This is a genomic window from Streptococcus koreensis (assembly GCF_003627135.1).
Lineage (GTDB): Bacteria > Bacillota > Bacilli > Lactobacillales > Streptococcaceae > Streptococcus > Streptococcus ilei.
Genome location: NZ_CP032620.1, coordinates 1,095,432 through 1,116,984, shown reverse-complemented (window position 1 = coordinate 1,116,984; position 21,553 = coordinate 1,095,432). Strand labels below are relative to the sequence as shown.

The 21,553-nt window shown below is 41.7% G+C and carries 25 protein-coding genes; 2 read left to right on the top strand and 23 right to left on the bottom strand.

Annotated features, from left to right (window positions below; all coding sequences use genetic code 11):
* Positions 1-149: 149 nt before the first annotated feature.
* The 14 genes from yidD to D7D50_RS05615 form a co-directional block, all read right to left on the bottom strand.
* Positions 150-407 (bottom strand): membrane protein insertion efficiency factor YidD, encoded by a 258-nt coding sequence (gene yidD / locus D7D50_RS05680; RefSeq protein ID WP_023024092.1) that lies wholly within the window; start codon positions 405-407, stop codon positions 150-152.
* Entirely contained in the window at positions 407-1,135 is a 729-nt protein-coding gene (locus D7D50_RS05675) for a pseudouridine synthase (protein WP_023024093.1), read from the bottom strand. Before D7D50_RS05675 ends, yidD begins: the two co-directional genes overlap by 1 nt.
* Complete coding sequence (gene scpB / locus D7D50_RS05670; RefSeq protein WP_023027150.1) at positions 1,125-1,694, bottom strand: SMC-Scp complex subunit ScpB; 570 nt, start codon at positions 1,692-1,694, stop codon at positions 1,125-1,127. The genes D7D50_RS05675 and scpB overlap by 11 nt, the downstream gene beginning before the upstream one ends.
* Positions 1,687-2,397: a segregation/condensation protein A gene (locus D7D50_RS05665; RefSeq protein WP_023027151.1), complete on the bottom strand. Its 711-nt coding sequence runs from the start codon at positions 2,395-2,397 to the stop codon at positions 1,687-1,689. The genes scpB and D7D50_RS05665 overlap by 8 nt, the downstream gene beginning before the upstream one ends.
* The gene (gene xerD / locus D7D50_RS05660; protein WP_023024100.1) at positions 2,397-3,128 is read right to left on the bottom strand and encodes a site-specific tyrosine recombinase XerD; all 732 of its coding nucleotides are present in this window, start codon (positions 3,126-3,128) and stop codon (positions 2,397-2,399) included. The genes D7D50_RS05665 and xerD overlap by 1 nt, the downstream gene beginning before the upstream one ends.
* On the bottom strand, positions 3,125-3,586 hold the full coding sequence (gene cbpB, locus D7D50_RS05655) for a cyclic-di-AMP-binding protein CbpB (protein ID WP_117744570.1): 462 nt from the start codon (positions 3,584-3,586) through the stop codon (positions 3,125-3,127). The genes xerD and cbpB overlap by 4 nt, the downstream gene beginning before the upstream one ends.
* The gene (locus D7D50_RS05650; protein WP_048688308.1) at positions 3,583-4,104 is read right to left on the bottom strand and encodes a metallophosphoesterase; all 522 of its coding nucleotides are present in this window, start codon (positions 4,102-4,104) and stop codon (positions 3,583-3,585) included. The genes cbpB and D7D50_RS05650 overlap by 4 nt, the downstream gene beginning before the upstream one ends.
* Positions 4,089-5,057, bottom strand: a complete 969-nt coding sequence (locus D7D50_RS05645; RefSeq protein ID WP_120701706.1) for a nucleoside-triphosphate diphosphatase — start codon at positions 5,055-5,057, stop codon at positions 4,089-4,091. The genes D7D50_RS05650 and D7D50_RS05645 overlap by 16 nt, the downstream gene beginning before the upstream one ends.
* Complete coding sequence (gene racE, locus D7D50_RS05640; RefSeq protein ID WP_117744572.1) at positions 5,054-5,848, bottom strand: glutamate racemase; 795 nt, start codon at positions 5,846-5,848, stop codon at positions 5,054-5,056. Before racE ends, D7D50_RS05645 begins: the two co-directional genes overlap by 4 nt.
* 79 nt (positions 5,849-5,927) lie before the next feature.
* Entirely contained in the window at positions 5,928-6,170 is a 243-nt protein-coding gene (locus D7D50_RS05635) for a YneF family protein (RefSeq protein WP_006595782.1), read from the bottom strand.
* 56 nt (positions 6,171-6,226) lie between these two features.
* Positions 6,227-7,477 carry a diaminopimelate decarboxylase gene (locus D7D50_RS05630; protein ID WP_120701705.1) on the bottom strand — a complete coding sequence of 417 codons (1,251 nt, stop codon included), beginning with the start codon at positions 7,475-7,477 and terminating at the stop codon, positions 6,227-6,229.
* Positions 7,478-7,559: 82 nt separating this feature from the next.
* The gene (locus tag D7D50_RS05625; RefSeq protein ID WP_120701704.1) at positions 7,560-8,246 is read right to left on the bottom strand and encodes a Bax inhibitor-1/YccA family protein; all 687 of its coding nucleotides are present in this window, start codon (positions 8,244-8,246) and stop codon (positions 7,560-7,562) included.
* Between the two features lie 29 nt (positions 8,247-8,275).
* Complete coding sequence (locus tag D7D50_RS05620) at positions 8,276-8,764, bottom strand: HDIG domain-containing metalloprotein (RefSeq protein WP_048715413.1); 489 nt, start codon at positions 8,762-8,764, stop codon at positions 8,276-8,278.
* Positions 8,765-8,795: 31 nt separating this feature from the next.
* Positions 8,796-9,542, bottom strand: coding sequence for a TrmH family RNA methyltransferase (locus tag D7D50_RS05615; protein ID WP_120701703.1), 747 nt, complete (start codon positions 9,540-9,542; stop codon positions 8,796-8,798).
* A gap of 73 nt (positions 9,543-9,615) precedes the next feature.
* Here D7D50_RS05615 and D7D50_RS05610 point away from each other — a divergent pair, with 73 nt between their 5' ends.
* Positions 9,616-9,894, top strand: a complete 279-nt coding sequence (locus D7D50_RS05610) for an acylphosphatase (protein WP_023024118.1) — start codon at positions 9,616-9,618, stop codon at positions 9,892-9,894.
* A gap of 78 nt (positions 9,895-9,972) precedes the next feature.
* Entirely contained in the window at positions 9,973-10,911 is a 939-nt protein-coding gene (gene yidC, locus D7D50_RS05605) for a membrane protein insertase YidC (RefSeq protein ID WP_120701702.1), read from the top strand.
* Positions 10,912-11,143: 232 nt separating this feature from the next.
* Here yidC and greA read toward each other — a convergent pair whose 3' ends face one another.
* The 9 genes from greA to der all read right to left on the bottom strand — a co-directional run bounded on the left by greA (position 11,144) and on the right by der (position 21,543).
* On the bottom strand, positions 11,144-11,626 hold the full coding sequence (gene greA, locus D7D50_RS05595) for a transcription elongation factor GreA (protein ID WP_006595775.1): 483 nt from the start codon (positions 11,624-11,626) through the stop codon (positions 11,144-11,146).
* 68 nt (positions 11,627-11,694) lie between these two features.
* Complete coding sequence (gene mltG / locus D7D50_RS05590) at positions 11,695-13,296, bottom strand: endolytic transglycosylase MltG (protein ID WP_174705369.1); 1,602 nt, start codon at positions 13,294-13,296, stop codon at positions 11,695-11,697.
* 62 nt (positions 13,297-13,358) lie between these two features.
* A complete protein-coding gene (locus D7D50_RS05585; protein ID WP_023024124.1) occupies positions 13,359-13,859 on the bottom strand; it encodes a GNAT family N-acetyltransferase in 501 nt (166 codons plus the stop codon).
* Between the two features lie 12 nt (positions 13,860-13,871).
* A complete protein-coding gene (locus tag D7D50_RS05580; protein ID WP_023027159.1) occupies positions 13,872-14,300 on the bottom strand; it encodes a GNAT family N-acetyltransferase in 429 nt (142 codons plus the stop codon).
* Positions 14,301-14,309: 9 nt separating this feature from the next.
* Complete coding sequence (murC, locus tag D7D50_RS05575; RefSeq protein WP_006595771.1) at positions 14,310-15,644, bottom strand: UDP-N-acetylmuramate--L-alanine ligase; 1,335 nt, start codon at positions 15,642-15,644, stop codon at positions 14,310-14,312.
* Positions 15,645-15,658: 14 nt separating this feature from the next.
* Positions 15,659-16,327, bottom strand: a complete 669-nt coding sequence (locus D7D50_RS05570; RefSeq protein ID WP_023027160.1) for a hypothetical protein — start codon at positions 16,325-16,327, stop codon at positions 15,659-15,661.
* 57 nt (positions 16,328-16,384) lie between these two features.
* Positions 16,385-19,480, bottom strand: a complete 3,096-nt coding sequence (locus tag D7D50_RS05565; protein ID WP_120701701.1) for a DEAD/DEAH box helicase — start codon at positions 19,478-19,480, stop codon at positions 16,385-16,387.
* Positions 19,481-19,779: 299 nt separating this feature from the next.
* Positions 19,780-20,226 carry a hypothetical protein gene (locus D7D50_RS05560; RefSeq protein WP_120701700.1) on the bottom strand — a complete coding sequence of 149 codons (447 nt, stop codon included), beginning with the start codon at positions 20,224-20,226 and terminating at the stop codon, positions 19,780-19,782.
* A 6-nt stretch (positions 20,227-20,232) separates the two neighbouring features.
* Positions 20,233-21,543, bottom strand: coding sequence for a ribosome biogenesis GTPase Der (der, locus tag D7D50_RS05555; protein ID WP_117744583.1), 1,311 nt, complete (start codon positions 21,541-21,543; stop codon positions 20,233-20,235).
* Positions 21,544-21,553: the final 10 nt, after the last annotated feature.

The window sequence follows — 21,553 nt, the reverse complement described above, 5'->3', positions numbered from 1 at the left end:
TCTACTACGCTGATTTCATCAGCTTTTACAGCCCTACTCAACTGTGCGGAGGTGGGACGACGAAATCGAATTCTAACCAATTACCGATTTCTGTCCCACTCTCTTTTTCTTTGCTCTGAGTGAGACTTTTTATTAAAGTATGTTCTATCTTAATTTTTGCCTTTCTCTTCCTCTTCTAGGTGGCTCCTCAGACTGAAATGATCTGGAACTGGATCCACTCCCGTCTTGCTCCAGGGATGGCAACGGAGAATCCGAGCAAGCCCCATCAGAATCCCTTTTAAACCATGCCGTTCAATAGCCTGAATCATATAGTTTGAACAGGTAGGATTATAGCGACAGGAAGGCGGAAAGAGGGGCGAAAGAAGGCGTTGATAGAGACGAACAAGTCCAATTGCACATTTCTTCATTATTTTTTCGTCTTTGTCACCGCAAGAGTATGCAATTGGCTGATTTCTTTCTTATTGAGTCGGCGGTATTCACCAGGGCGAAGTCCAGAAACGTCTAGATTTCCAAATTGGGTCCGAGACAATTTATCCACCAAAAGGCCAACAGCTTCAAACATCTTCTTGACCTGGTGATTGCGCCCTTCATGGATAGTCAATTGGACAACAGATCGATTCTTTTCTGGGTCAACTTTTAGAATTTCATAAGTTGCTGGCTTGGTTTTTTTCCCATCAATGGTCACACCACGTGTCAAGGGACGCAAGTTTTCTTTATTCGCCAAGCCCTTCACACGCGCAACATAAACCTTATCAATCTCATTACGCGGATGGATCATTTCATCCGTAAAATCACCGTCATTGGTCAAAATCAGGACACCAGAAGTATCCCAGTCCAAACGACCGACAGGATAAATCCGTTCCTTGACTTGAGGTAGCAAATCAATAACAGTTGGTCTCCCTTTATCGTCGGATACACTGGAAATGACCCCTCTTGGTTTATTTAAGAGGTAGTAAACCTTCTCTTCGTTGTAGATTGGTTGTCCTTCTACTTCTACCTTGTCCCCCGACTTGATCGTCGTCGCCAATTCGCGCACCACTTGACCATTTACAGTGACAAGGCCTTGCTTAATCAATTCCTCTGCTTTGCGGCGACTTGCGACACCAGCATGAGCAATATATTTGTTAATTCTCATCAATTTCCTCAGTTCTTTCTGTAAATAATTGGCTTTCTTGACCGATTAACTCAGTCTCTTCAACAATTGGTAGCTCGTCTAAATGGTTAATCCCCATGTAATCCAAAAAGTAATCTGTCGTCACATAGAGATTGGGTCTCCCAATGACTTCCTTCTTCCCATCTTCTCGAATCAACTCAAAAGAAAGTAATTTTGAAATGGCCCCACTAGAGTTCACTCCACGAATATCATCGACTTCAATCCGAGTTATCGGTTGTTTATAAGCAATGATAGATAGAGTTTCTAAGGCGGCACGAGAGAGACTTTGGTTCATTGGCGACTTTGAATACTCGCGTAACAGCTCTGCATATTGGGACTTGGTCACTAATTTATAAGTTGACGCTGTCTCCAACAAAGCCATACAAGAATCCTGATCCTGCTCATACTTTTGGGCCAGTTTTTCTAAACTTTGAATCACCCCTGTGGGAGGAAGGGATAGGAGGTCTGCAATCTGCCTCACTGTTAAACCATCTTCTCCTGCAACAAACAAGAGGGCCTCCATCTCTGCAATTTTACTCATTCTTTAATCCTACTAAAATAATATCTCCAAATGGTTCTTCTTGAAGAGCCTCAACTTCTTGTACTTTAATCAACTCCAAAGTTGCCAAAAAGACAGTAATCAGTTCGTTAACATCCTTGGCTTCTTCAAAAATATCTTGTAGCAAGATTCTCTTACCAGGCTGACACAAGCGACGAACCTCATTCATCAGGTCTTCAATTTTATACTCATCTCGGACAATGGTCGTATGATTTTGTCGAAATTCTTCTTTCTTTTTCGTCAACAATTTTGAAAAGGCTAAGAAAAGATCAATCGTGGTCTTGTCATGGACCAATTCAGCATCATCATAGACTAATTCCGTTTTGGGTTTTGAAAAGTACTGGGCTCTCTCCTCGTGTTGAAGGGCCATCTTTTCACCCAATAGTTTAAACTTCCGGTACTCTTCGATTTGAGACAGGAGGTCCTGCTCTAAATCTTCTTCATCCGTTGCTTGCTCCGCAATTTTGGGAAGGAGACGCCGACTCTTAATCAAGGTCAACTGACTGGCCATCAGCATGTATTCACCAGCGACCTCTAAGCGCATGGCTTGAAGGGTCGTCAGATAAGCCAAGTACTGCTCGATCACCTCAATCAGAGGGACCTCATAAATATCCATCTGATATTTTGAAACGAGGTGTAAGAGAAGATCCAGGGGACCTTCAAAATCCTTTATTTTAATATCCATTACTTATACTTTTCTAGGGTTACTAGGGTTTTTAAACCTAGCTCTCGGGCGATGCTAAACAGATCCATCCCCTGTTCTCTTTGTTTTAAAATATATTGTTCCCGTAAGGATTGCGCTGAAAGATTTTCAAAACCTTTTTCCATTAGGAAGGACTCTAATTGACGGAAGCCCCACTGACGCGAATAGGGCTTGCCCTTGTTATCAAATAAATACGTCCCAGTCATCAAATCTGTCAACTCTCCTAGAAGAGCATCCGGAATGCGCAAGACCCGTTTCTGTCCTTCTTTCCCTACACGTAAAACCTGAAAATCGAGTTCAATATCAACGATTTTCAACTGAAGAATTTCACTAGGTAACAAGCCCATCTCGACAATCAAGAGGGCAATCAAGCGTCCTTGGGATTGGTCTGAGCCTTCCCACAAAAGGGATAAATCCAATAACTCTTGATCGTGGCTCTTGGACACAGAGACTTTTGGAAGGACCAAGCGATGGTAATCCTCAATAACCTGATGTTGATAAAGATAAAATAGAAATTGATTGACGGCAGAAAGCTTCCGTTTTTGAACAGCTGGTTTAAAATCCTTAATCGAAGCTTGATATATTCGAAGATTGGTATCTGAGACATGGTTATGAATCGTATCCACGAACTGATCCAAATCATAAGAATAAGCCGCCTGCGAATTTTCACTTAAGTCTTTTTCTTTGATAAAACTAGCTATGTATTCTTTCATATTTTCCTCATCTCGTATTCATTTGAGAAATTGTGCATGAGGGAGTTGATGGCTTTTAAAATGGATTTTCGAGTAATGATTCCTTCAAAGACTCCATCCTCTGAAACAACCGGTAGAAAGGATTCCTCTACCAACTTATGCAAGACTTCTGTCACAGTATAATCTTTCCCTAAGCGCTCTCCATCCGTTTTTGTCATATGAACGATGTCCATGGATGAAAAGACTTCATCAGAATAATCATGTTTCATTTGGTAAGAAAGAATGTCTGTTAAAGAAATCGTCCCTACGTACTTCATCTGATCGGTCACAACAGGAACACGAGTATAGCTAATTTGACTGAGCACCAAGATAGCATGATCCACATTGTGCGTATCAATCAAAACAGCTAAATTGCGCGCTGGAGTCAAAAAAGTTTTTTCTTCTCGAAGAATAAATTCCTCAAATTCCTTAGCGATCATCGATCAAACTCCTTTGTAAGAGGTTCATACACCTCATGTTTCCGATTTAAAAACTCAACTCGATAGGAATCTGCATCAATTTCCACTTTAGCATAGAGGCACTCTTGAATAGGCCCCCGCGGTAAACTGACTGACCCAGGGTTCAGAAAAAGGGTACGCCCTTCCTTCCAAGCATCCGGAATATGCAAATGGCCATAGAGGCAGATATCTGCATCTTCTTCCTGGGCCCACAAATCTAACTTTTGAAAACTAAAATTAATTTGGAAAAGATGGCCATGGGTTTGAATGATCCGAGTAGGACCCAATTGCGTCACCAAACGTTCAGGGTACTCCCCATAAAAGTCCATGTTCCCTTTGACAACATGAATGCCTTCCCATACAGGATCGGTACTTTCTAACTCAGAATCCCCGTTGTGAAAAATGGCATCGACCTTTCCTTTATAGTGGTTTTTGATCTCTTCTACGATCTGACGATCACCATGAGAATCGCTCATGACGATGATTACTTGTTCTGCCATGCTGGGAATACCTCCACTAATTTCTTCACGGCTAAAGCTCGATGCGATTGTTGATTCTTTTCCTCTAGAGTTAGTTGGGCAGATGTCTTACCTGTTTCTCCAACTAGAAAGAGGGGATCATAGCCAAACCCGTTTTCACCTTTTGGTTCAAAATTGATATATCCTGGCCAATCCGCCTCAACAACCAGGCTTTCCTTACCAGGACTGGCAACGACTAAGGTTGTGTGAAATTTAGCTGACCGATCCTTCAATTCAAACACCATCGCCAACTCATGTAAGAGCTTGGCATTGTTCTCTAAATCAGTCGCTCCCTCACCTGCAAAGCGAGCAGACCAGACACCTGGTAAGCCTCCAAGGATGTCAACCATAAGGCCTGAATCATCCGCCAAGACCATTTTCCCTGTTAGCTGTGAAATCGTCTCAGCTTTTAGGCGGGCATTTTCTTCAAAAGTCATTCCTGTTTCAGCTACTTCTGGAAGATCAGGATAATCATTGAGATTCTCCACTTCAAAGCCCATTTGCTCAAAAATCTGACGAAACTCTTTGGTTTTTCCTTCATTCCGAGTAGCGATTAACAAGCGATCCTTGAGGCCTTCCTGCCCCAAAAAATCTGCAAGTGGAAGACCATTTTTGGGCAGATAAACGGAGAGCAATTGTTCTCCTTCTACAATGAGAAGGGCTCCTTGGCGTTGCACGATTTCAATTTTCCGGCCTAGTGTTTCCTCCACGATTTGAAAGAGGAAGGTTAAAAACTGCAAACTAGAGGCGTAACGGACAACTGTAACATTCAGCGGGAAACCCAAGTCTGTGTCTCCAACTAGTGATTCTACTAAGTCAACAAGCTCAGAAGCTTCTGAAGAGACTTCACTATATTCGTTATAGTCACTCCGCTCTCCCCATTCAGCTAGAAACCAATTTAAGGCATCTTTGTATTCATATATCTTTTGGTTCATAATTCTACATGCTCCACATGAACAACTTGCTGCAACCAAGTCTTGGCAATCGCTGCAAAACTGGCTGCATTGGCCGTTGTATAAAATTGATGGTGGCAATCGTCCAATTGACGACTGCGATTAATCTCAAAGTAGTTGAGTAAGACCGAGATATCCCGGACACACTCTGCCCCGCTATCAATTAATTGAACCTCTGGCCCCATGACATTTTGGATAATAGGGCGAAGAAGAGGATAATGAGTGCAACCCAAAACCAGCGTATCTACCTTCCCGGCAAGGGGTTTCAAGGTTTCATAGACGACTTTTTTTGTAACACTGGACTGCAACTCATTGGATTCAACCAAAGGGACAAATTTCGGACAAGCTAAACTCTCTACTGCCATTTCTGGTGACAGGCTTTGAATCTTCTTACGATAAATATCTGAGGCGACTGTCATCGGTGTCCCAATTACGCCAATTCGTTTGCTTCTCGTCGCCTTGATCGCTGCGGAAGCACCTGGTAAAATCACTCCTAAAACAGGGATATCCAAGGCTTCTTTTACCTCTTCCCATACAACAGCTGTCGCTGTATTACAGGCCAAAACAATCATCTTCACATTTTTCGTTAGGAGAAAACGAACCATCTCCCAAGTATAATCACGAATTTGATCTGCTGGTCTCGGGCCGTAGGGTGCTCTGGCGGAATCACCAATATAGACGACCTCTTCATGGGGTAGTTGTCGCATCAATTCGCGTACAACGGTTAACCCTCCGACACCCGAATCCAAAAAACCAATTGGTCGATTGTCCATCTGCCTTCCTTTCAAAACAAGGGACTAAGAAAAATCTTAAAGTCCCCCTACTTATTTTATTGTGTAATCAGTCTTGCTTTTATTTCTTCTTCGTATTCAAAGATGCTTTTTGTTGGTTCAAAATTTGACGGTAAACTTGTTGTACCTTCGCTTCACTTGGACGTTGACCGCTAGCTCCCAATAAGGTACGAACCGCTTCAACATTCAAACGTGGGTTTGATGCAAATTCTTTTTCAAACTGCTTGCGAAGTAGGTACATACCTGCCAACATCCCACCAAAGAAAGCAAGGATAATCAATAAAATTGTCAAAAATGTAGACATAAGTGTTTTTCTCCTAAATTCAATATTTACACATTTTCTATTATACCAAAAAGGCCCTATTTTTCAAAGTCAAAGCCATACAATGTTGCAAAGTAATCCTCTGGTTTTTCGGCCCGTCGGATGAGACGAGTTTGGCCCGATTCTTCTAATAAAATCTCGGCAGAGCGAAGCTTGGCATTGTACTGATAGCCCATGGAATAACCATGCGCTCCTGTATCATGGATGACCAAGAGATCCCCAACCTCAGAGATAGGAAATTCCCGATTCTTGGCAAATTTGTCATTGTTTTCACACAAACTACCAACAATGTCGACTACTTCTGTCTCTCCATCTGGACGATCGAGATTGGTGATATGGTGGTAGGCCCCGTACATAGCAGGACGGAGGAGGTTGACAGCCGAAGCATCTACTCCTAGATAGGTCCGATAAGTCTGCTTCTTATGGGTGACATGGGTGACTAACAAGCCATGTGGTGCCAACATGAAGCGGCCTAATTCCGCATAGATTTTCACTTGATCTAAGCCAGCAGGGATTAAAATAGCCTCGTAAGCACGACGGACACCCTCTCCAATCACAGCGATGTCATTCGGCTGGTCTTCTGGTTTGTAGTTCACTCCAACCCCTCCAGAAAGGTTGACAAAATCCAAAGTCACCCCTGTCTTTTCAACAACTTCTACAGCCAACTGGAATAATTGCTTAGCCAATTCTGGATAGTAATCATTAGAAACGGTATTTGAAGCCAAGAGGGCATGGATTCCAAAGCGCTTAACCCCCAAGTCTTTTAACTCACGGAAGGCTTGGATCAATTGCTCCTTGGTCATGCCGAACTTAGCCTCCTCAGGGTGATCCATGATATCCGTCCCCAGTTCAAACACCCCTCCTGGATTATAGCGGCAAGAGATAACCTCAGGTAGAGTCGCAACTGACTGTAAAAAAGCTACATCTTCGTAGGCATCCAAGTTGATAGTCGCTCCTAGTTGACGGGCAAAGACCATCTCTTCAGCCGGCGTATTATTCGAAGAAAACATAATCTCTTGGCCCGTAAATCCTAATTTTTGAGCCATCAACAATTCCACATAGCTAGCACAATCCACGCCACATCCTTCTTCTTTGAGGATTTTTAGGATGACTGGATTAGGGGTTGCTTTGATAGCGAAATACTCTTTAAAGCCTGGATTCCAAGAAAAAGCTTGATGGAGGGCACGAGCTGTCTGCCGGATCCCAGCTTCATCATATAGGTGAAAGGGAGTTGGATAGGTTTCAGTAATTTGTTTTAATTTCTCCCTGCTAATAAATGGACGTTTCATTTGAAGATTCTCATTTCTATCAATTTTCTTTAGTATATCACAAGTTTTCCAACAAAAAAAGCCGGTTCCCCGGCTCTTTCTATTAATCATTGCGTCTAAAAATACGTAAGATATTGATGAACAAGTTGATAAAATCAAGATAAAGTTCCAAAGCCAAGGCAACTACCCAACCATTGGTTGGTTGACCATTGGATTGTTCATAGACATAACGAATCTTTTGGTTATCCCAAGCAGTCAAACCTGCAAAAATAATCACACAAATGATGCTAAGGACATAATCCATACCAGAGCTTTGTAAGAAAATGTTCGCAATCGAAGCAATGATAATTCCAATCAAGGCTCCCATAAATGCTCGGCCCATTCCAGACAAGTCTTTTTTGGTCACACGACCAATGGCTGACATGATAAAGAACATCAAGGCACTAACGACGAAGGCTTTATAAACTGTCGCTTGAGCATAGCGTGCAATGATAAAACTCAAGGTAAACCCATTCAAAGCTGAATAAGTTAAAAAGAGAGGCAAGGCCATAGGATTGTTTTTCACCGATTGTCTAGAAGCGACAAGGACCAAAATCAATTCAACGGCAATAGCAATATAGTAGACCCATGGAGCCTGAGTTAGAATATATATGAAGGTTTCTTGGAAAAGGGTCATCATCAAAGCTGATACAACAGCTGAGATTCCAACTCCAACTCCAACTAAAGAATAAATTTTGCTATAAAAGCTATTAAGGCCACTTTGTTCGTGGATAACGGTTTGTTGATTCATGATCAATTATTCCTTTCAAACTTAAATTATTATGATTTTAACATTTTTCGATGGAAAAGTCTCCTCTTTGACCACTTTTTTCTCATTGGTTCTGAGGCTTCTTTGATAGCCCAGTACTTATCGACCATGGTCACGAGGAAAGATTCTTTGTAGCGTGGTGGAGCAAGCGTCAAGCCCCACATATGTTTGAGGATGATATCCTCTTCTTTTTTATTGAGGCTTGTTATCTTTTTTGCGTTTCGGACAGCTATCCGAGGATGTACCCAGGCATGGCTCTTGTTAAATTTGACCTGTCGCCAATCGTAGTAAAAAAGATCATGTAAGAGTGCTCCCCTTGCTGTACTTTTGGTATCCCAACCCATCTTCTTAGAAATGCGGTAGCTGGTGTAGCTAACATGAATGGAATGCTCCAAGCGGTTGGAATGAATATGGTGGGGAATTTCCTTTAATTTTTGAAGTTTGGGATGCTGGATCAAATGTCCGACCTCAGCCATATATTCTTTGTCTTGTCGATACATGCGTCTCACCTCCTCACATCTGACTAGCGCACTATTCTTCAATCATAGAAAAGATCAAAATCCCAGCAGCAACAGCGACATTCAGGCTCTCTGCCTGACCTGGCATGGTGATATGAACCAGCTGATCTGCACTCTCAGCCATCTTGGAACTAATTCCTTGTCCTTCATTGCCCATGACCAGTACAAAAGCAGGGACTTTCTCCACTTGCTTATAGTCAACGGAGTTTTGGGACAAGGTGGTCGCATAGATAGGTAGCTGACTTTCTTCAATGGCTGTTAGGAGTTGCTCCTTAGGTAAACGGATAACAGGAAGATGAAAATGACTCCCCTGCATAGAGCGCAAGGTTTTCATATTATACAAATCTGCCGATTGATCGGTTAAAAGCACCCCATCAAAGCCCGCTGCATCAGCAGTCCGAATCATGGTTCCAACGTTGCCTGGATCTTGAACATCCTCTAACAACAAATACCGTCCTTGGGTCAGCTGAAGATGATGGATCGGATTTATCTTGACCTCAGCCACAATTCCTTGAGGACTTTTTGAATCAGAAATTTCTGCTAAAACCTCAGGAGATACGATGGACACCTTCGCATCTATCTTGATCTTATCTACAAACTCTTCCAAAACAAAGACTTGTTCAATCGGTGCCTGATGATTGACAGCTTCTTCATAAAGATGCCATCCTTCGATGAGGTAGGAGTCTGTTCGGTATTTTTTTTGATGAAGTTTTTTAACTTTTTTAATCCCATTATTGGACTTAGAGGTTATAATATTCATAAGACTATTATACCACATTCACAGGAGGAGCTTCTCCGTCCTGAGTAGGAATTCAATCACAAGGAGGACAAGCATGCAAAAAGTTGAAATGACAGCCCAAGGTCGGGTCCAAGGTGTTGGCTTTCGCTGGGGAGTTTATAGCTTAGCACTAGAAATCGGAGGTATTACAGGTCGAGTCTGGAACAATGATGACGGCACAGTCACTATCCTTGCTGCCTGCGAAGACAATGCCCTCATGGCCAAATTTATCCAAGAAATACGAAAAGGTCCTACTCCTTTTTCCAAGGTTTCTTATCTGGACGTCCATCTGGCAAACTTCGAACCCTACAAAGATTTTAAAATTTCAAATTAAGTCCAGAGAACTATTGTTAATTTGATAAAAAAACAGTAGAATAGAAAGGTATTATTTAAAATTAAAGGATAAAAACTCGTGAAAAAATATAAACGTTATCTACTTGCAGCCCTCAGCTTGTCTGCCCTCCTCCTCTTAACGGGATGTGTCAGCATTGACAAGACGACCAAACAACCGACCGGTTTCGTCTGGAATCTCATTGGAAAACCAATGGGAGAAGCCATCAATTTCTTTGCGACGGATCTTGGACTTGGCTTTGGTCTAGGGATTATCTTAGTAACCGTAATCGTTCGAATCATCATCTTCCCTCTAGGTATTTATCAATCTTGGAAGGCAACCTACCAATCAGAAAAGATGAACTACCTCAAACCGATTTTTGCACCGATTCAAGAACGTATTAAAAATGCAGAGACTCAAGAAGAAAAACTACTTGCCAATTCTGAATTGATGAATGCCCAAAAAGAAAACGGCGTCAGCCCATTCGGTGGTATTGGATGCCTGCCTTTGTTGATTCAAATGCCATTCTTCTCTGCCCTTTATTTTGCAGCTCAGTATACTCCAGGAGTCAGCAAGAGCAGTTTCCTTGGCATTAATCTCGGTTCAAAAAGTCTGGCATTAACCCTAGTTGTTGCTGTTCTTTACTACATTCAAAGTATGCTCTCTCTCCATGGTATCGAAGATGAAAACCAAAGAGAAACCATGAAGAAAACAGCTCTTGTAAGCCCAATTATGATTGCAGTCTTCTCTTTGATGGCACCAGCTGGTGTAACCCTTTACTGGGTAGTCGGTGGTTTTGTACAGATTATTCAACAATTTGTCATTAACTATCTCATCCGTCCAAGATTGCGGAAACAAGTTGCAGAGGAATATAAAAACAATCCTCCAAAAGCTCCAGCATCCAATGGACGTCGCATTAAAAAGGATATCACACCTACCAATCCAGCCAACTCTAATCGTTCTATTCCAACTAACGGAAACAAAAAACGAAACGCTGGAAAACAACGCAACCGTAACTAATACATACAAATAGGCCGAGATAATATCTCGGCCTTTTCCATTACTATAAAAAAAGAGGCTAGGACAAAAGTCCTAGCCTCTCAATTGTCTTTGGATTGTCGAGCAAGACGCAGTGGTTGAGTGGGCTCTACTACGCTGCTTTCATCAGCTTTTACAGCCCTACTCAACTGTGCGGAGGTGGGACGACGAAATCGAATTCTAACGAATGACCGATTTCTGTCCCACTCTCTTTTTATTCTGTTTTTTCAACGTTCAAGATTTTCACTTGGTAGCTTCCTGCTGGAGTTTCAATCGTCACAGTATCCCCTGTTTTCTTACCAATTAAGGCATGACCGATTGGACTTTCATTCGAGATTTTACCAGCAAAAGCATCCGCCCCAGCTGAACCAACAATAATGTAAACATCCTCTTCGTCTTCGCCAATTTCTTGAACAGTAACGGTTTTTCCAATCGCTACTTCATCAACAGCGACAGCATCGCTGTCGACAATTTCAGCATAACGAATCTTTGTTTCTAGGCTTGAGATTTGTCCTTCAACAAAAGCCTGTTCGTCTTTAGCTGCTTCGTATTCACTGTTTTCTGAAAGGTCTCCGTATGAACGAGCAATTTTAATCCGCTCTACAACTTCTGGACGACGAACTAATTTCAATTCTTCTAATTCAAGTTCTAACTTTTGCTTTTCAGCAAGGGTCATTGGATAGGTTTTTTCTGCCATATTTATTTCTCTTTTCTCTTTTCTATTATTTTTTTCGAACTAAAAAGGTGTGGCATGCCACATCCTCCTTAGTTTGAGCTGCTTTCTGTTAATTTGCTATTCACGTGTTCTTCCACGTTTTTAGTGTGTTCCTCAAAAGTTTTCGCAAAATAGACTTCCCCTGTCTCTACATTTGCGACAAAGTAGAGGTAGTCTGTCTTGCTTGGGTTGACGGCTGCTTCAATTGCAGATAGCCCTGGACTATCTACTGGACCAGGCATCAAACCAGTATTCTTGTAGATATTATAAGGTGAATCAATATTGGTGTCAATCGTTGCGTCTTCTTTCAGAGTCGTCTTCTTGCCTAATTGACCTTGTGCGTATAAGATGGCAATATTACTTTGAAGAGGCATATCTTGATTCAAACGGTTATAAAAGACACTGGCAATATCCTTGCGGTCTTTATCTGTAGCGCCTTCTTTTTCAATCAAAGAAGCCAGAGTCAATGCCTCATTGACATCAATGTTTTTAGCTTCCATAGTGTCATAGTAGGCTGAAAGATTTTGGTCCATTGCAGCTAACATTTGGTCCACAAGATCTTCCATTTTACTATCTTTTCCATAACCGTAAGTAGCTGGGAAGAGATAGCCCTCTAAGCGATAGCGTACCCCACTTTCTTTGGACGGTAAGGTTGCTAGTAACTTAGGATATTTGGCTACCATCTTTTCAATAAAAGCATCATCTTGGATTACTTTTAAGAATTCTTCTTGCGTATATGGAGTCTTGGCACCAGATTTAGAACTAGCATCCACAGAAACCACTTGCGCGATTTGATCAATTGTGTAGCCCTCAGGAATCGTAATTTTTCCTAAGACCGGTGGTTCCGGAGTTTTGGTCCCTTGCTCTTGCAATTTTTGAATAATGGTCTCTAGATCCATACTCTTTTGTAGATTGAAATAACCGGATTGGAAGTTTCCATAATTCTTAAACTTGGTGTAATAGTTGAAGAACTGACCATTCTTAATCAAGCCTTTTTTCTCCAAGATAGTCCCAATTTCACGATTGCTAGATCCAGCAGGAATTTCAACGGTTACAAACTCTGTAGACTTGACATCCATTGCATTTAAGTTAGATCGAACATAGGTCACTGCGAAAATTCCAGTTGCAACCATTAAGACAAAAAGAATTCCTAGAACCGTCAAGACGATTCGTTTAGCAATAGTATTCTGTTTTTTCTTTTTCTGAACACGTTGGTCACGATCCTTGCGCGAAACACTAGATACCGGGGTTTCTTTTTTCGAAACTTTTACGGGCTGACTTGAGACTTCTGGTTCTCGAGTTGGCTCTTGAACTGGTAGAGGTGTTTCTTCTTGAGTTTCATCTTCTCTACCTTTAAGGTCGGGAATTTCCGTAACTTCTGGTACTTCTGCTTCCTCTGGAATTTCTACTTTGTCCTGAACTTCGGACTCTTCTGACACAAGTTCAGGAAGTGATCCTTCCGTCTCTTCTTCTTTGTTTTCTGGACTAGAGATTTCTTGAACAGGTAAATCATATTCTTTTTCAACCTGTACAATCTGCTTATTTGCTTCTTCAAGATCACGGAGAATCCGCTCTTTAAAGCTTAATAATTTTTCATTCTCTTGTTGGTTATCAGTCAAATACTTGACCCCCCTTGTCATAATCCTTAATATTATATCTTAAAAGGGATAGAAAATCAATAGGAACGAGGCTTGAGGGCCTCAAATCCTATTGATTACTTACTTGATGGGACCTCCCATACTAAATCGTACCAGACTTCCCCAGCATAGTTAGAGGCCGAGCGACCTTCGTTTACAAAGCCGTTCCTTTCATAATACTCAATCAAGTAATCATGACAGGTCAGGCTGATCCCTTCCCGTCCTTCTTCTAAAGCAACCCTCTTCATGGTCTCAAGCAGGGCTTTCCCAACCCCTAAGCCTTGTGCAGACTGAGCTATCGAAAGACTTGTAATGGTAATAAAACCTCCTGCTAGATGCGACTCATCCCTTACATCCACTGTAAAAGAACGGTCATCCACATATCTCTTTTGAGTAACTGGTCCTTCTAGATAGCCTAGGAGCTGGCCATCCTTTTCAGCCACTAAAAAGCTATTATGAAACGATTCGATATGTTTGGCAAGCACTGTCTCATCTATTGCTTCTTCTGGACTAAAATTTTCCAGTTCTATGGCAAGAATGGCTTCTAAATCATCAATAGTTGCACGACGAATGTTCATTTTTCTTCCTTTCTATAGGGACAGGCACCAACTTAGTTGATAGCCCTCAACTCCTTCTTCGTTATCCCCTATCTCTAGTTGGAAATCATTCATTTCAAAATACGGAATCAGTTCTTCCTGGCAGAGCACATGAATTCCTAACAAGGATTCTTGAGCTACAAGAGACTTGAGTGAGGCCAGTAACAAGGTACCAAAACCTTGTTTTCTAAAGTTTGGAAGAATTTCCAACCACAATAATTTTAAAGAGGGATTTTCGAGCTGATCCTCTGTTTGAATCAGGCAACTCCCAATCACTTGCTCTTCAAATTCCAAGACCAGGGTCCTGAATCCGTTCAGTTCTTGTCGTTTAGCACTTTGAAAAGAAAAATTTTGGGACGTGATCTGTTCGATCTCATCCCAATCAATTTCTTTAGCAAACCGAATCCTAAGGTTTGGTTGCATGGTATCTCCTTATTGAACGTTATTGGTCAAGTTCCCAAGTAAACGTTCAAATGAATATTCATAGGTCTGGATATCTCCTGCTCCCATGAAGACATAGACAGCATTGTCATGATCCAAGAGTGGAGAAACGTTTTCAGCTGTAATCACACCTGATTTCTTGATGATTTTCGCTTCTAGATCTTCCACTTTTACATCCCCATGATCCACTTCACGGGCTGATCCATAAATCTGTGCCAAGTAAACTGCATCGGCCTGGTTCAAGGCATCCGCAAATTCATCCAAGAGAGCAATCGTCCGAGTAAAGGTATGAGGTTGGAAGACCGCTACGATTTCCTTACTTGGATACTTTTGACGTGCCGCATCCAAAGTAGCAATGATTTCAGTTGGATGGTGGGCAAAGTCATCAATGATGACGGTATCGTTGACAATCTTTTCTGTAAAGCGACGTTTGACCCCGCCAAATGTTTTTAAGTGTTCCCGAACTAAATCAAGATCGAATCCAGCGATATAAAGCAAACCAACGACCGCTGTAGCATTCATGATATTGTGACGTCCGAAGGATGGGATTTGGAACTGTCCCAAATCTTCTCCACGGAAGTGAACAGTAAAGGTTGATCCAGTAGTAGAACGCAAGAGATCACTGGCTACAAAATCATTGCCCTCTTCTTCAAAGCCATAGTAATAGATTGGGGCATTAGCTGTAATCCGACGAAGCTCAGGATCTTCCCCATAGATGAACAAGGCTTTGGAGATTTGTTTGGCATAATCATTGAAGGCATTAAAGACATCTTCTAGGCCAGTAAAGTAGTCAGGATGGTCAAAATCAATATTGGTGATAATCGAATACTCTGGGTGGTAAGGCATAAAGTGACGTTCGTACTCGTCTGATTCAAAGACAAAGTACTTAGCACCTTTGGAACCACGGCCAGTTCCATCACCAATCAAATAGCTGGTATCTGTGATATTAGACAAGACATGGGACAAAATCCCTGTAGTAGAAGTTTTCCCGTGAGCTCCTGCTACTCCCATGCTGACAAAATCACGCATAAATTCACCCAAGAATTCATGGTAGCGTTGATAGGTGTAGCCTTGAGCATCTGCATAAGCAATCTCTACATTATTTTCAGGTTTAAACGCATTCCCTGCGATCAAGATTTGATCACCGGTAAGATTTTCTTCACTGAATGGTAAAATGGTAATCCCTGCCTGCTCTAAACCTCTTTGTGTAAAGTAGTATTTCTCCACATCAGATCCTTGTACAGTGTGTCCCATCTGATGGAGCATCAGAGCCAAGGCGCTCATACCTGCTCCTTTTATTCCGATAAAATGAAATGTTTTTGACATAGTTTCTCCTCCTGCTAGTCCAGATTGGTCACATCGAGTTCTTGTTTAATGGGTCTCGTTTGGATGTTTTGATGATCCTTGTTATAGATTTGACTCTTTTTCAAGAAATCATAATTATTCTTCTTTGGCTTTTCTTCTTGGTGAGACTCTTGAACCGGAAGTTCCTCTGCCTCCTCTAAAAGAATCAATTGCTCTTGTTTCAGTCGCTCGCCATATTTGATTAATTCACCTGGATTTTCTTTTTGAAAAGGAGCTGTTGGCTTCACTTTTGGTATGAAAGAAGGGGTGAATTTTTTCCGATTGGGTTTAGAGGCAATATCTGCTGTTAAATAAGGAGCCGTTCGCTTCTTTTTCAAATCAGCTCGCGCTGCTTCACGCGCCTCTTCTGCGTAGCGATTTGCCGGGCTCTTTTTATCAACAGGTTCCTTGAAATCCGGAGCCATTGGCTGCCTTCTTGACTTGGGCACTTCAAATGGTTTTTGAAGAGACTTTTGAAGGGATTTCTGATAGGGCTGCTCTGCAGTCTTTCCAGTAGCAATCGGCTCCCATTCTAAATAATTTTTATCTGTATACTCTCCAAGAATATTACTAATGAAGTCCCCGTCATCATATAAATTCATATGGGGCATTTGAGTTAGCATGATTTCATCATCTGCTACTTGTGGGAAATGCTTATCCGTCATCCTTCTTCTTCCTTTCGACACTTCATTAATTATAAACTATTCATTTTATTTTTCAAGTTATTCCACCGAAATACCCAAAATTTCCCGAATTTCTTCAATAGAAAGACTAGAGCGCGTTTCGGTACCATCTAATATGGTAGAAACTAAATGACGTTTGCTGGTCTGGAGCTCTTGTATTTTTTCTTCAATGGTCCCTCGAGTGATCATCCGGTAGACCTCAACATTCTTATCTTGTCCCATTCGATGGGCACGGCCAATGGCTTGATCTTCTACCGCAGGGTTCCACCATAGGTCAACTAGAATAACCGTGTCCGCACCTGTCAAATTCAAACCAACTCCACCTGCTTTCAAGGAAATGAGAAAGGCATCTCCTTGACCGGAATTAAAGGCATTGGTCATGTCTTGGCGTTCATTAGCTGGCGTAGATCCCGTGATTTTAAAAGAAGTCATCTTCAGAGCATCCAACTCTTTTTCAATGATATCCAACATACCCCTAAATTGTGAGAAGATCAAGACACGTTGGTTGCCGTCTTTGATCTGCTCTAGCAGTTCTCGAAGGCTATCCAACTTCCCGCTTTCCCCAGTATAATCCTCTAAAAAGAGGGATGGCGTATCACAAATTTGACGAAGACGCATCAGGCCAGATAAGATTTCCATCTTACTGCGATTGAGTTCCTCTTCAGAAGAGCTTAGAATGCGGTCTTGCATTTGCTTCAACTGAGCCAAATAGATTGTTTTTTGATCGTCAGCCAATTCATTCTTATAGGTCATCTCTATCAGATCCGGAAGTTCCTGCAAGACTTCACTTTTTTTCCGTCTCATGATAAAAGGCTTGACGTAGTGAGAAATGGTCTCTGGACTCAATTGTTTAAATTCTTTTTTACCGGGAAATAAACCAGGAAGAACAATTTGGAAAATCGACCAGAGTTCCTCCACATGGTTTTCTATTGGTGTTCCCGACAAAGCAAAAGTATGAGGAACATCGAATTTCCGTAAGTATTGAGCAATCTTGGTTTGGGAATTTTTCATGACCTGCGCTTCATCCAAGATTAAGTATTGGTACTGATTTTTTTCGTATTGCTCTACGTCCTGACGGAAGGAAGCATAACTGGTAATCGCTACCTGAGGATTGCTTGCAATAATCTCGTCGCGACTTGCTTTAAGGCCATAAATGACCTCTACTTTCATTTGTGGGGCGAACTTTTCGAACTCCTCTTTCCAATTATAGATTAAACTAGATGGAGCTAAGATCAAAATCTTAGAATCTGATGTCACAACACTCGAGAGAAAGGCAATAGTCTGGAGTGTCTTTCCAAGTCCCATATCATCTGCCAAAATCCCCCCAAAACCGTAGTGATTAAGCATGGATAGCCAGCGGACTCCTAGTTCCTGATAATCTCGTAGTTTAGCTGTTACTTGCAGCTTACCTAATGGAAATTGCTCTGGATGAATCAAATCATGAGCCAAATGACGAAACTCTTCAGAAAATTGGACATTGTCAGCCGTCTCAAATAACTGGGAGAGCTGGAAAGCTGCAATGCGATTGGTTTGCAACTGCCCTGTCTTTGTCTTCTTTGCACGAAGATTCAATAAGGTCTGACTGATCCGCTTGGTTTCTTCATCAAAGATAAGGACCTTTCCTGTTTGACTGATATAATAGTCATTCTTCTCGATTAAGGCACTCATGACTTGGTCAACTTCAGAGGGATTAATGGAGTCAAATTCAAAACCAATTTCAAGCAGTCGGCCACTGGTTTGAATATCAATCTTAGGCTTCTCCACCTGATACAAATCCAACAACTTCTCCGAAACGTCCACCTCTCCTAGTTGTTCAAATAATGGAAGGGTCTGCTGAAAGAAAGGATAGATTTGTTTAGGAAGAAGAGGAGAACGTTTGGTTTGAAACTGATTGGTAAAACCAGCTGCCAAAATGGTTTCAAAGACCAAACGTTCCTTATCAAAATTACTGGAATAAGGCAGATTCTTAAGTTCTTGGTCAGAGCGAACGATACGGTCTTCGTAGACAAAAGCTACTTCTAACAACACTTCTCCCTGTTCAGATAAATCGAAGGTAAAGTGAGGTTGAAAATCATGGATATAAAAGTTACTTGGTGCTTTCACCTCACCAATTTTCCTGAATTGCTCTAAGCTATAGGTCAATTTGGTCTGATCTGACAAATCAAATTGAACATGTCTCTTCTGATCACTGGATAGGGGTAAACTCTGAACAGCCTCTATCAAAATCTTTTGAAGTGGAGAGATTTGGTAAAAGTGGCCATTTGCCAAAAGAAAGCGACCTTCCACCATTTTATAGGAAGCTACTTGGACCTGTAGTTCGATAAACTCCTTCATTTCCACGACTTGGAAAGAAAACAAGCCTGAATCTTCCTGGAGTTCTTGAAAGAAAACTTCCTGATAGGTATCCATCCCGACTTCAAGGGTAAAGGACGGTAAGTCCATCAATAATTGCACAGCCTCTTCAAAGAAGCTCATTGGAAAGTAAAGGTGACGGCCTCCATTTGGAAAGAATAGAGCATCATGTACCGTGTCCCCCGATAATAACCCTTCTAAGAATCGTATCAAGGCGCGACTTTCAGGGTCAAAGGCCGCATAGGAAATCGGCTCATAATAACTTTTCCCAATCGCAAAATGGGACTGTTTTCTGATAGCTTGCAAAAAAGCCACAACATCCCGCACTACATACGTTCTCTCATCCGGTCTGCGATAGATACGAAGGGTCCACAAAAACTGACCAGAATAGTCGTCCACATGACCGGTTGCTGAGAGACCAAAACGGATCTCTTTACTTTCAATTTTTGGTAGGACCTGATCTAAAAACAAACTTCCAAAGGATACTTTTTCCTTTGTTTCTTGGCTTTCTGTTGCATCTTGCTCCAAACCAAGCAAGAGTTCCTTCCCTTTTTCATCATTTTTTAAAAAGGCTTCACCCGCAGCTAAATGCACACAGAATTTTTTCTTCTGGAAAAAATCACAACTACAAAAAATTGCTTGATCATCCAGGCTATATCGGAGGGAGTCATTGTCAATTCTGAAATAGAGGTACTGATTTTTCATTTCCTGTAGGGTTACTTTGCCGTTTTCATAGAGAAGGATTCCTTCTGAACGGATTTTCCCAGGAATTAATTTTGCCATATTTACCACCTTATGTTTATCTCCTTATTATATCATATCCCCTCTAAAATAGAAAAAGAAGACAAAGAATTGCAAAGAATTCAATACCTCATTTTACAATCATCTAAGTCCACTTTTCTTTTTTCATTCAAAAAGAGGCTGGGACAAAAGTCCTAGCCTTTGGATTGTCGAGCAAGACGCAGTGGTTGAGTGGGCTCTACTACGCTGATTTCATCAGCTTTTACAGCCCTACTCAACTGTGCGGAGGTGGGACGACGAAATCGAATTCTTACGAATTACCGATTTCTGTCCCACTCTCTTTATTTTATTCTCTTAAAACCTTCTTTTTTGAGGTTCTTGATATGATCTGAATAGTCGACCAGTTCTCCAATCGTTTTTTTCTCATCATTGGCTTTATTGAAGGCTTCAACATCTAGGTCTTGGTAGACGATTTTGGTATGAATCATCAGCCCATCCTCTTTCGTACGACTCACATCTGTTGTATAGCCCGAAATTCCTTTTTTGGAATCAACAATCTCTTTTTTTATATATTCGAATTCAGAGTCATCTTCAATATGTACATTAAAATTATCAGCCCAAAACTCTTCAGAGATCATTTGATTGGATCTATGTCGAATAGTCACTCGAACAAGACTGTCTTTAAATTTTTTCTCATAGGTTTCTTCTCTTTCAAGGCTGCAAGCTGTCAGTCCCAGAAATACAAAAAATGTGATAACAAGCAGGAGTCCTTGTTTCAAAATTTTCATAAAGCCCTACTTCCGTTTCCGAGCAATCAAGTGAATCGGGGTCCCTTCAAAGACAAAGGCTTTCCGAATTTGATTTTCCAAGAAACGAAGATAAGAGAAATGCATGAGTTCTTCTTCATTGACAAAGACCACAAAAGTTGGTGGCTTGGTAGCAACCTGAGTCGCATAGAAGATTTTCAGGCGTTTTCCTTTATCTGTCGGTGTCGGATTAATGGCAATAGCATCCATAATGACATCGTTCAAGACAGCCGAAGGAATGCGAGTATTTTGGCTCTCACTAATTTGCTTGATCATGTCTGGTAGCTTGTGCAAGCGTTGTTTGGTCAAAGCAGAGACAAAGATAATGGGAGCATAAGAAAGATATTGGAATTGATCGCGAATATCATCTTCCCATTGCTTCATGGTGTGGTTATCCTTTTCAAGGGTATCCCACTTATTGACCACGATAATCATCCCTTTTCCTGCTTCATGGGCAAATCCGGCAATCCGCTTATCGTACTCTCGGATACCTTCTTCCGCATTCAAGACCATCAAGACTACATCCGAACGATCGATAGCCCGCATAGCTCGCATCACAGAATACTTCTCTGTATTTTCATAGACCTTACCAGATTTCCGCATTCCTGCAGTATCAATCATGGTATATTCTTGGCCTTCAGCATCCGTGAAATGGGTGTCAATCGCATCTCGCGTAGTCCCAGCCACAGGACTAGCAATGACGCGGTCTTCTCCAAGGATGGCATTGATCAAGCTTGATTTTCCAACATTTGGACGACCAATCAAACTAAACTTAATGACGTCTGGATTTTCTGCTTCGCGATCCGTTGGAAGATTTTCAACGATGGCATCCAAGACATCCCCTGTACCAATCCCGTGTACAGATGACACTGGCAAGGGTTCTCCCAGGCCTAGAGCGTAGAAATCATAGATGTCATTTCGCATCTCTGGATTATCCACTTTATTGACTGCTAAAATGACTGGTTTGTGAGTCTTGTAGAGCATCCGAGCGACATATTCATCCGCATCGGTAATCCCTTCTTTTCCAGATACTACAAAGACAATGACGTCGGCTTCATCCATGGCAATCTCAGCTTGGTGCTTGATTTGCTCCATGAAAGGTGCGTCCACGTCATCAATCCCGCCAGTATCGATAATACTAAATTGGTGGTTTAGCCACTCCGCCGTTGCATAAATACGGTCCCGAGTAACTCCTTCGACATCCTCGACAATGGAGATCCGCTCACCGGCAATCCGGTTAAAGAGCGTGGATTTCCCGACATTAGGACGTCCTACAATGGCAACAGTAGGTAAAGCCATGGTATCCTCT

Bases quoted from the DNA above. Each gene is read 5' to 3' on its own strand.
- D7D50_RS05615 (WP_120701703.1), bottom strand. From the start codon at position 9,542: ATGAATATTATAACCTCTAAGTCCAATAATGGGATTAAAAAAGTTAAA.
- D7D50_RS05610 (WP_023024118.1), top strand. From the start codon at position 9,616: ATGCAAAAAGTTGAAATGACAGCCCAAGGTCGGGTCCAAGGTGTTGGC.
- D7D50_RS05585 (WP_023024124.1), bottom strand. From the start codon at position 13,859: ATGAACATTCGTCGTGCAACTATTGATGATTTAGAAGCCATTCTTGCC.
- D7D50_RS05675 (WP_023024093.1), bottom strand. From the start codon at position 1,135: ATGAGAATTAACAAATATATTGCTCATGCTGGTGTCGCAAGTCGCCGC.
- D7D50_RS05620 (WP_048715413.1), bottom strand. From the start codon at position 8,764: ATGTATCGACAAGACAAAGAATATATGGCTGAGGTCGGACATTTGATC.
- der (WP_117744583.1), bottom strand. From the start codon at position 21,543: ATGGCTTTACCTACTGTTGCCATTGTAGGACGTCCTAATGTCGGGAAA.
- greA (WP_006595775.1), bottom strand. From the start codon at position 11,626: ATGGCAGAAAAAACCTATCCAATGACCCTTGCTGAAAAGCAAAAGTTA.
- cbpB (WP_117744570.1), bottom strand. From the start codon at position 3,586: ATGATCGCTAAGGAATTTGAGGAATTTATTCTTCGAGAAGAAAAAACT.
- D7D50_RS05630 (WP_120701705.1), bottom strand. From the start codon at position 7,477: ATGAAACGTCCATTTATTAGCAGGGAGAAATTAAAACAAATTACTGAA.
- D7D50_RS05565 (WP_120701701.1), bottom strand. From the start codon at position 19,480: ATGGCAAAATTAATTCCTGGGAAAATCCGTTCAGAAGGAATCCTTCTC.
- D7D50_RS05580 (WP_023027159.1), bottom strand. From the start codon at position 14,300: ATGCAACCAAACCTTAGGATTCGGTTTGCTAAAGAAATTGATTGGGAT.
- D7D50_RS05635 (WP_006595782.1), bottom strand. From the start codon at position 6,170: ATGTCTACATTTTTGACAATTTTATTGATTATCCTTGCTTTCTTTGGT.
- racE (WP_117744572.1), bottom strand. From the start codon at position 5,848: ATGGACAATCGACCAATTGGTTTTTTGGATTCGGGTGTCGGAGGGTTA.
- D7D50_RS05570 (WP_023027160.1), bottom strand. From the start codon at position 16,327: ATGACGGATAAGCATTTCCCACAAGTAGCAGATGATGAAATCATGCTA.
- yidD (WP_023024092.1), bottom strand. From the start codon at position 407: ATGAAGAAATGTGCAATTGGACTTGTTCGTCTCTATCAACGCCTTCTT.
- D7D50_RS05650 (WP_048688308.1), bottom strand. From the start codon at position 4,104: ATGGCAGAACAAGTAATCATCGTCATGAGCGATTCTCATGGTGATCGT.
- D7D50_RS05645 (WP_120701706.1), bottom strand. From the start codon at position 5,057: ATGAACCAAAAGATATATGAATACAAAGATGCCTTAAATTGGTTTCTA.
- murC (WP_006595771.1), bottom strand. From the start codon at position 15,644: ATGTCAAAAACATTTCATTTTATCGGAATAAAAGGAGCAGGTATGAGC.
- D7D50_RS05625 (WP_120701704.1), bottom strand. From the start codon at position 8,246: ATGAATCAACAAACCGTTATCCACGAACAAAGTGGCCTTAATAGCTTT.
- scpB (WP_023027150.1), bottom strand. From the start codon at position 1,694: ATGAGTAAAATTGCAGAGATGGAGGCCCTCTTGTTTGTTGCAGGAGAA.
- D7D50_RS05665 (WP_023027151.1), bottom strand. From the start codon at position 2,397: ATGGATATTAAAATAAAGGATTTTGAAGGTCCCCTGGATCTTCTCTTA.
- D7D50_RS05560 (WP_120701700.1), bottom strand. From the start codon at position 20,226: ATGAAAATTTTGAAACAAGGACTCCTGCTTGTTATCACATTTTTTGTA.
- xerD (WP_023024100.1), bottom strand. From the start codon at position 3,128: ATGAAAGAATACATAGCTAGTTTTATCAAAGAAAAAGACTTAAGTGAA.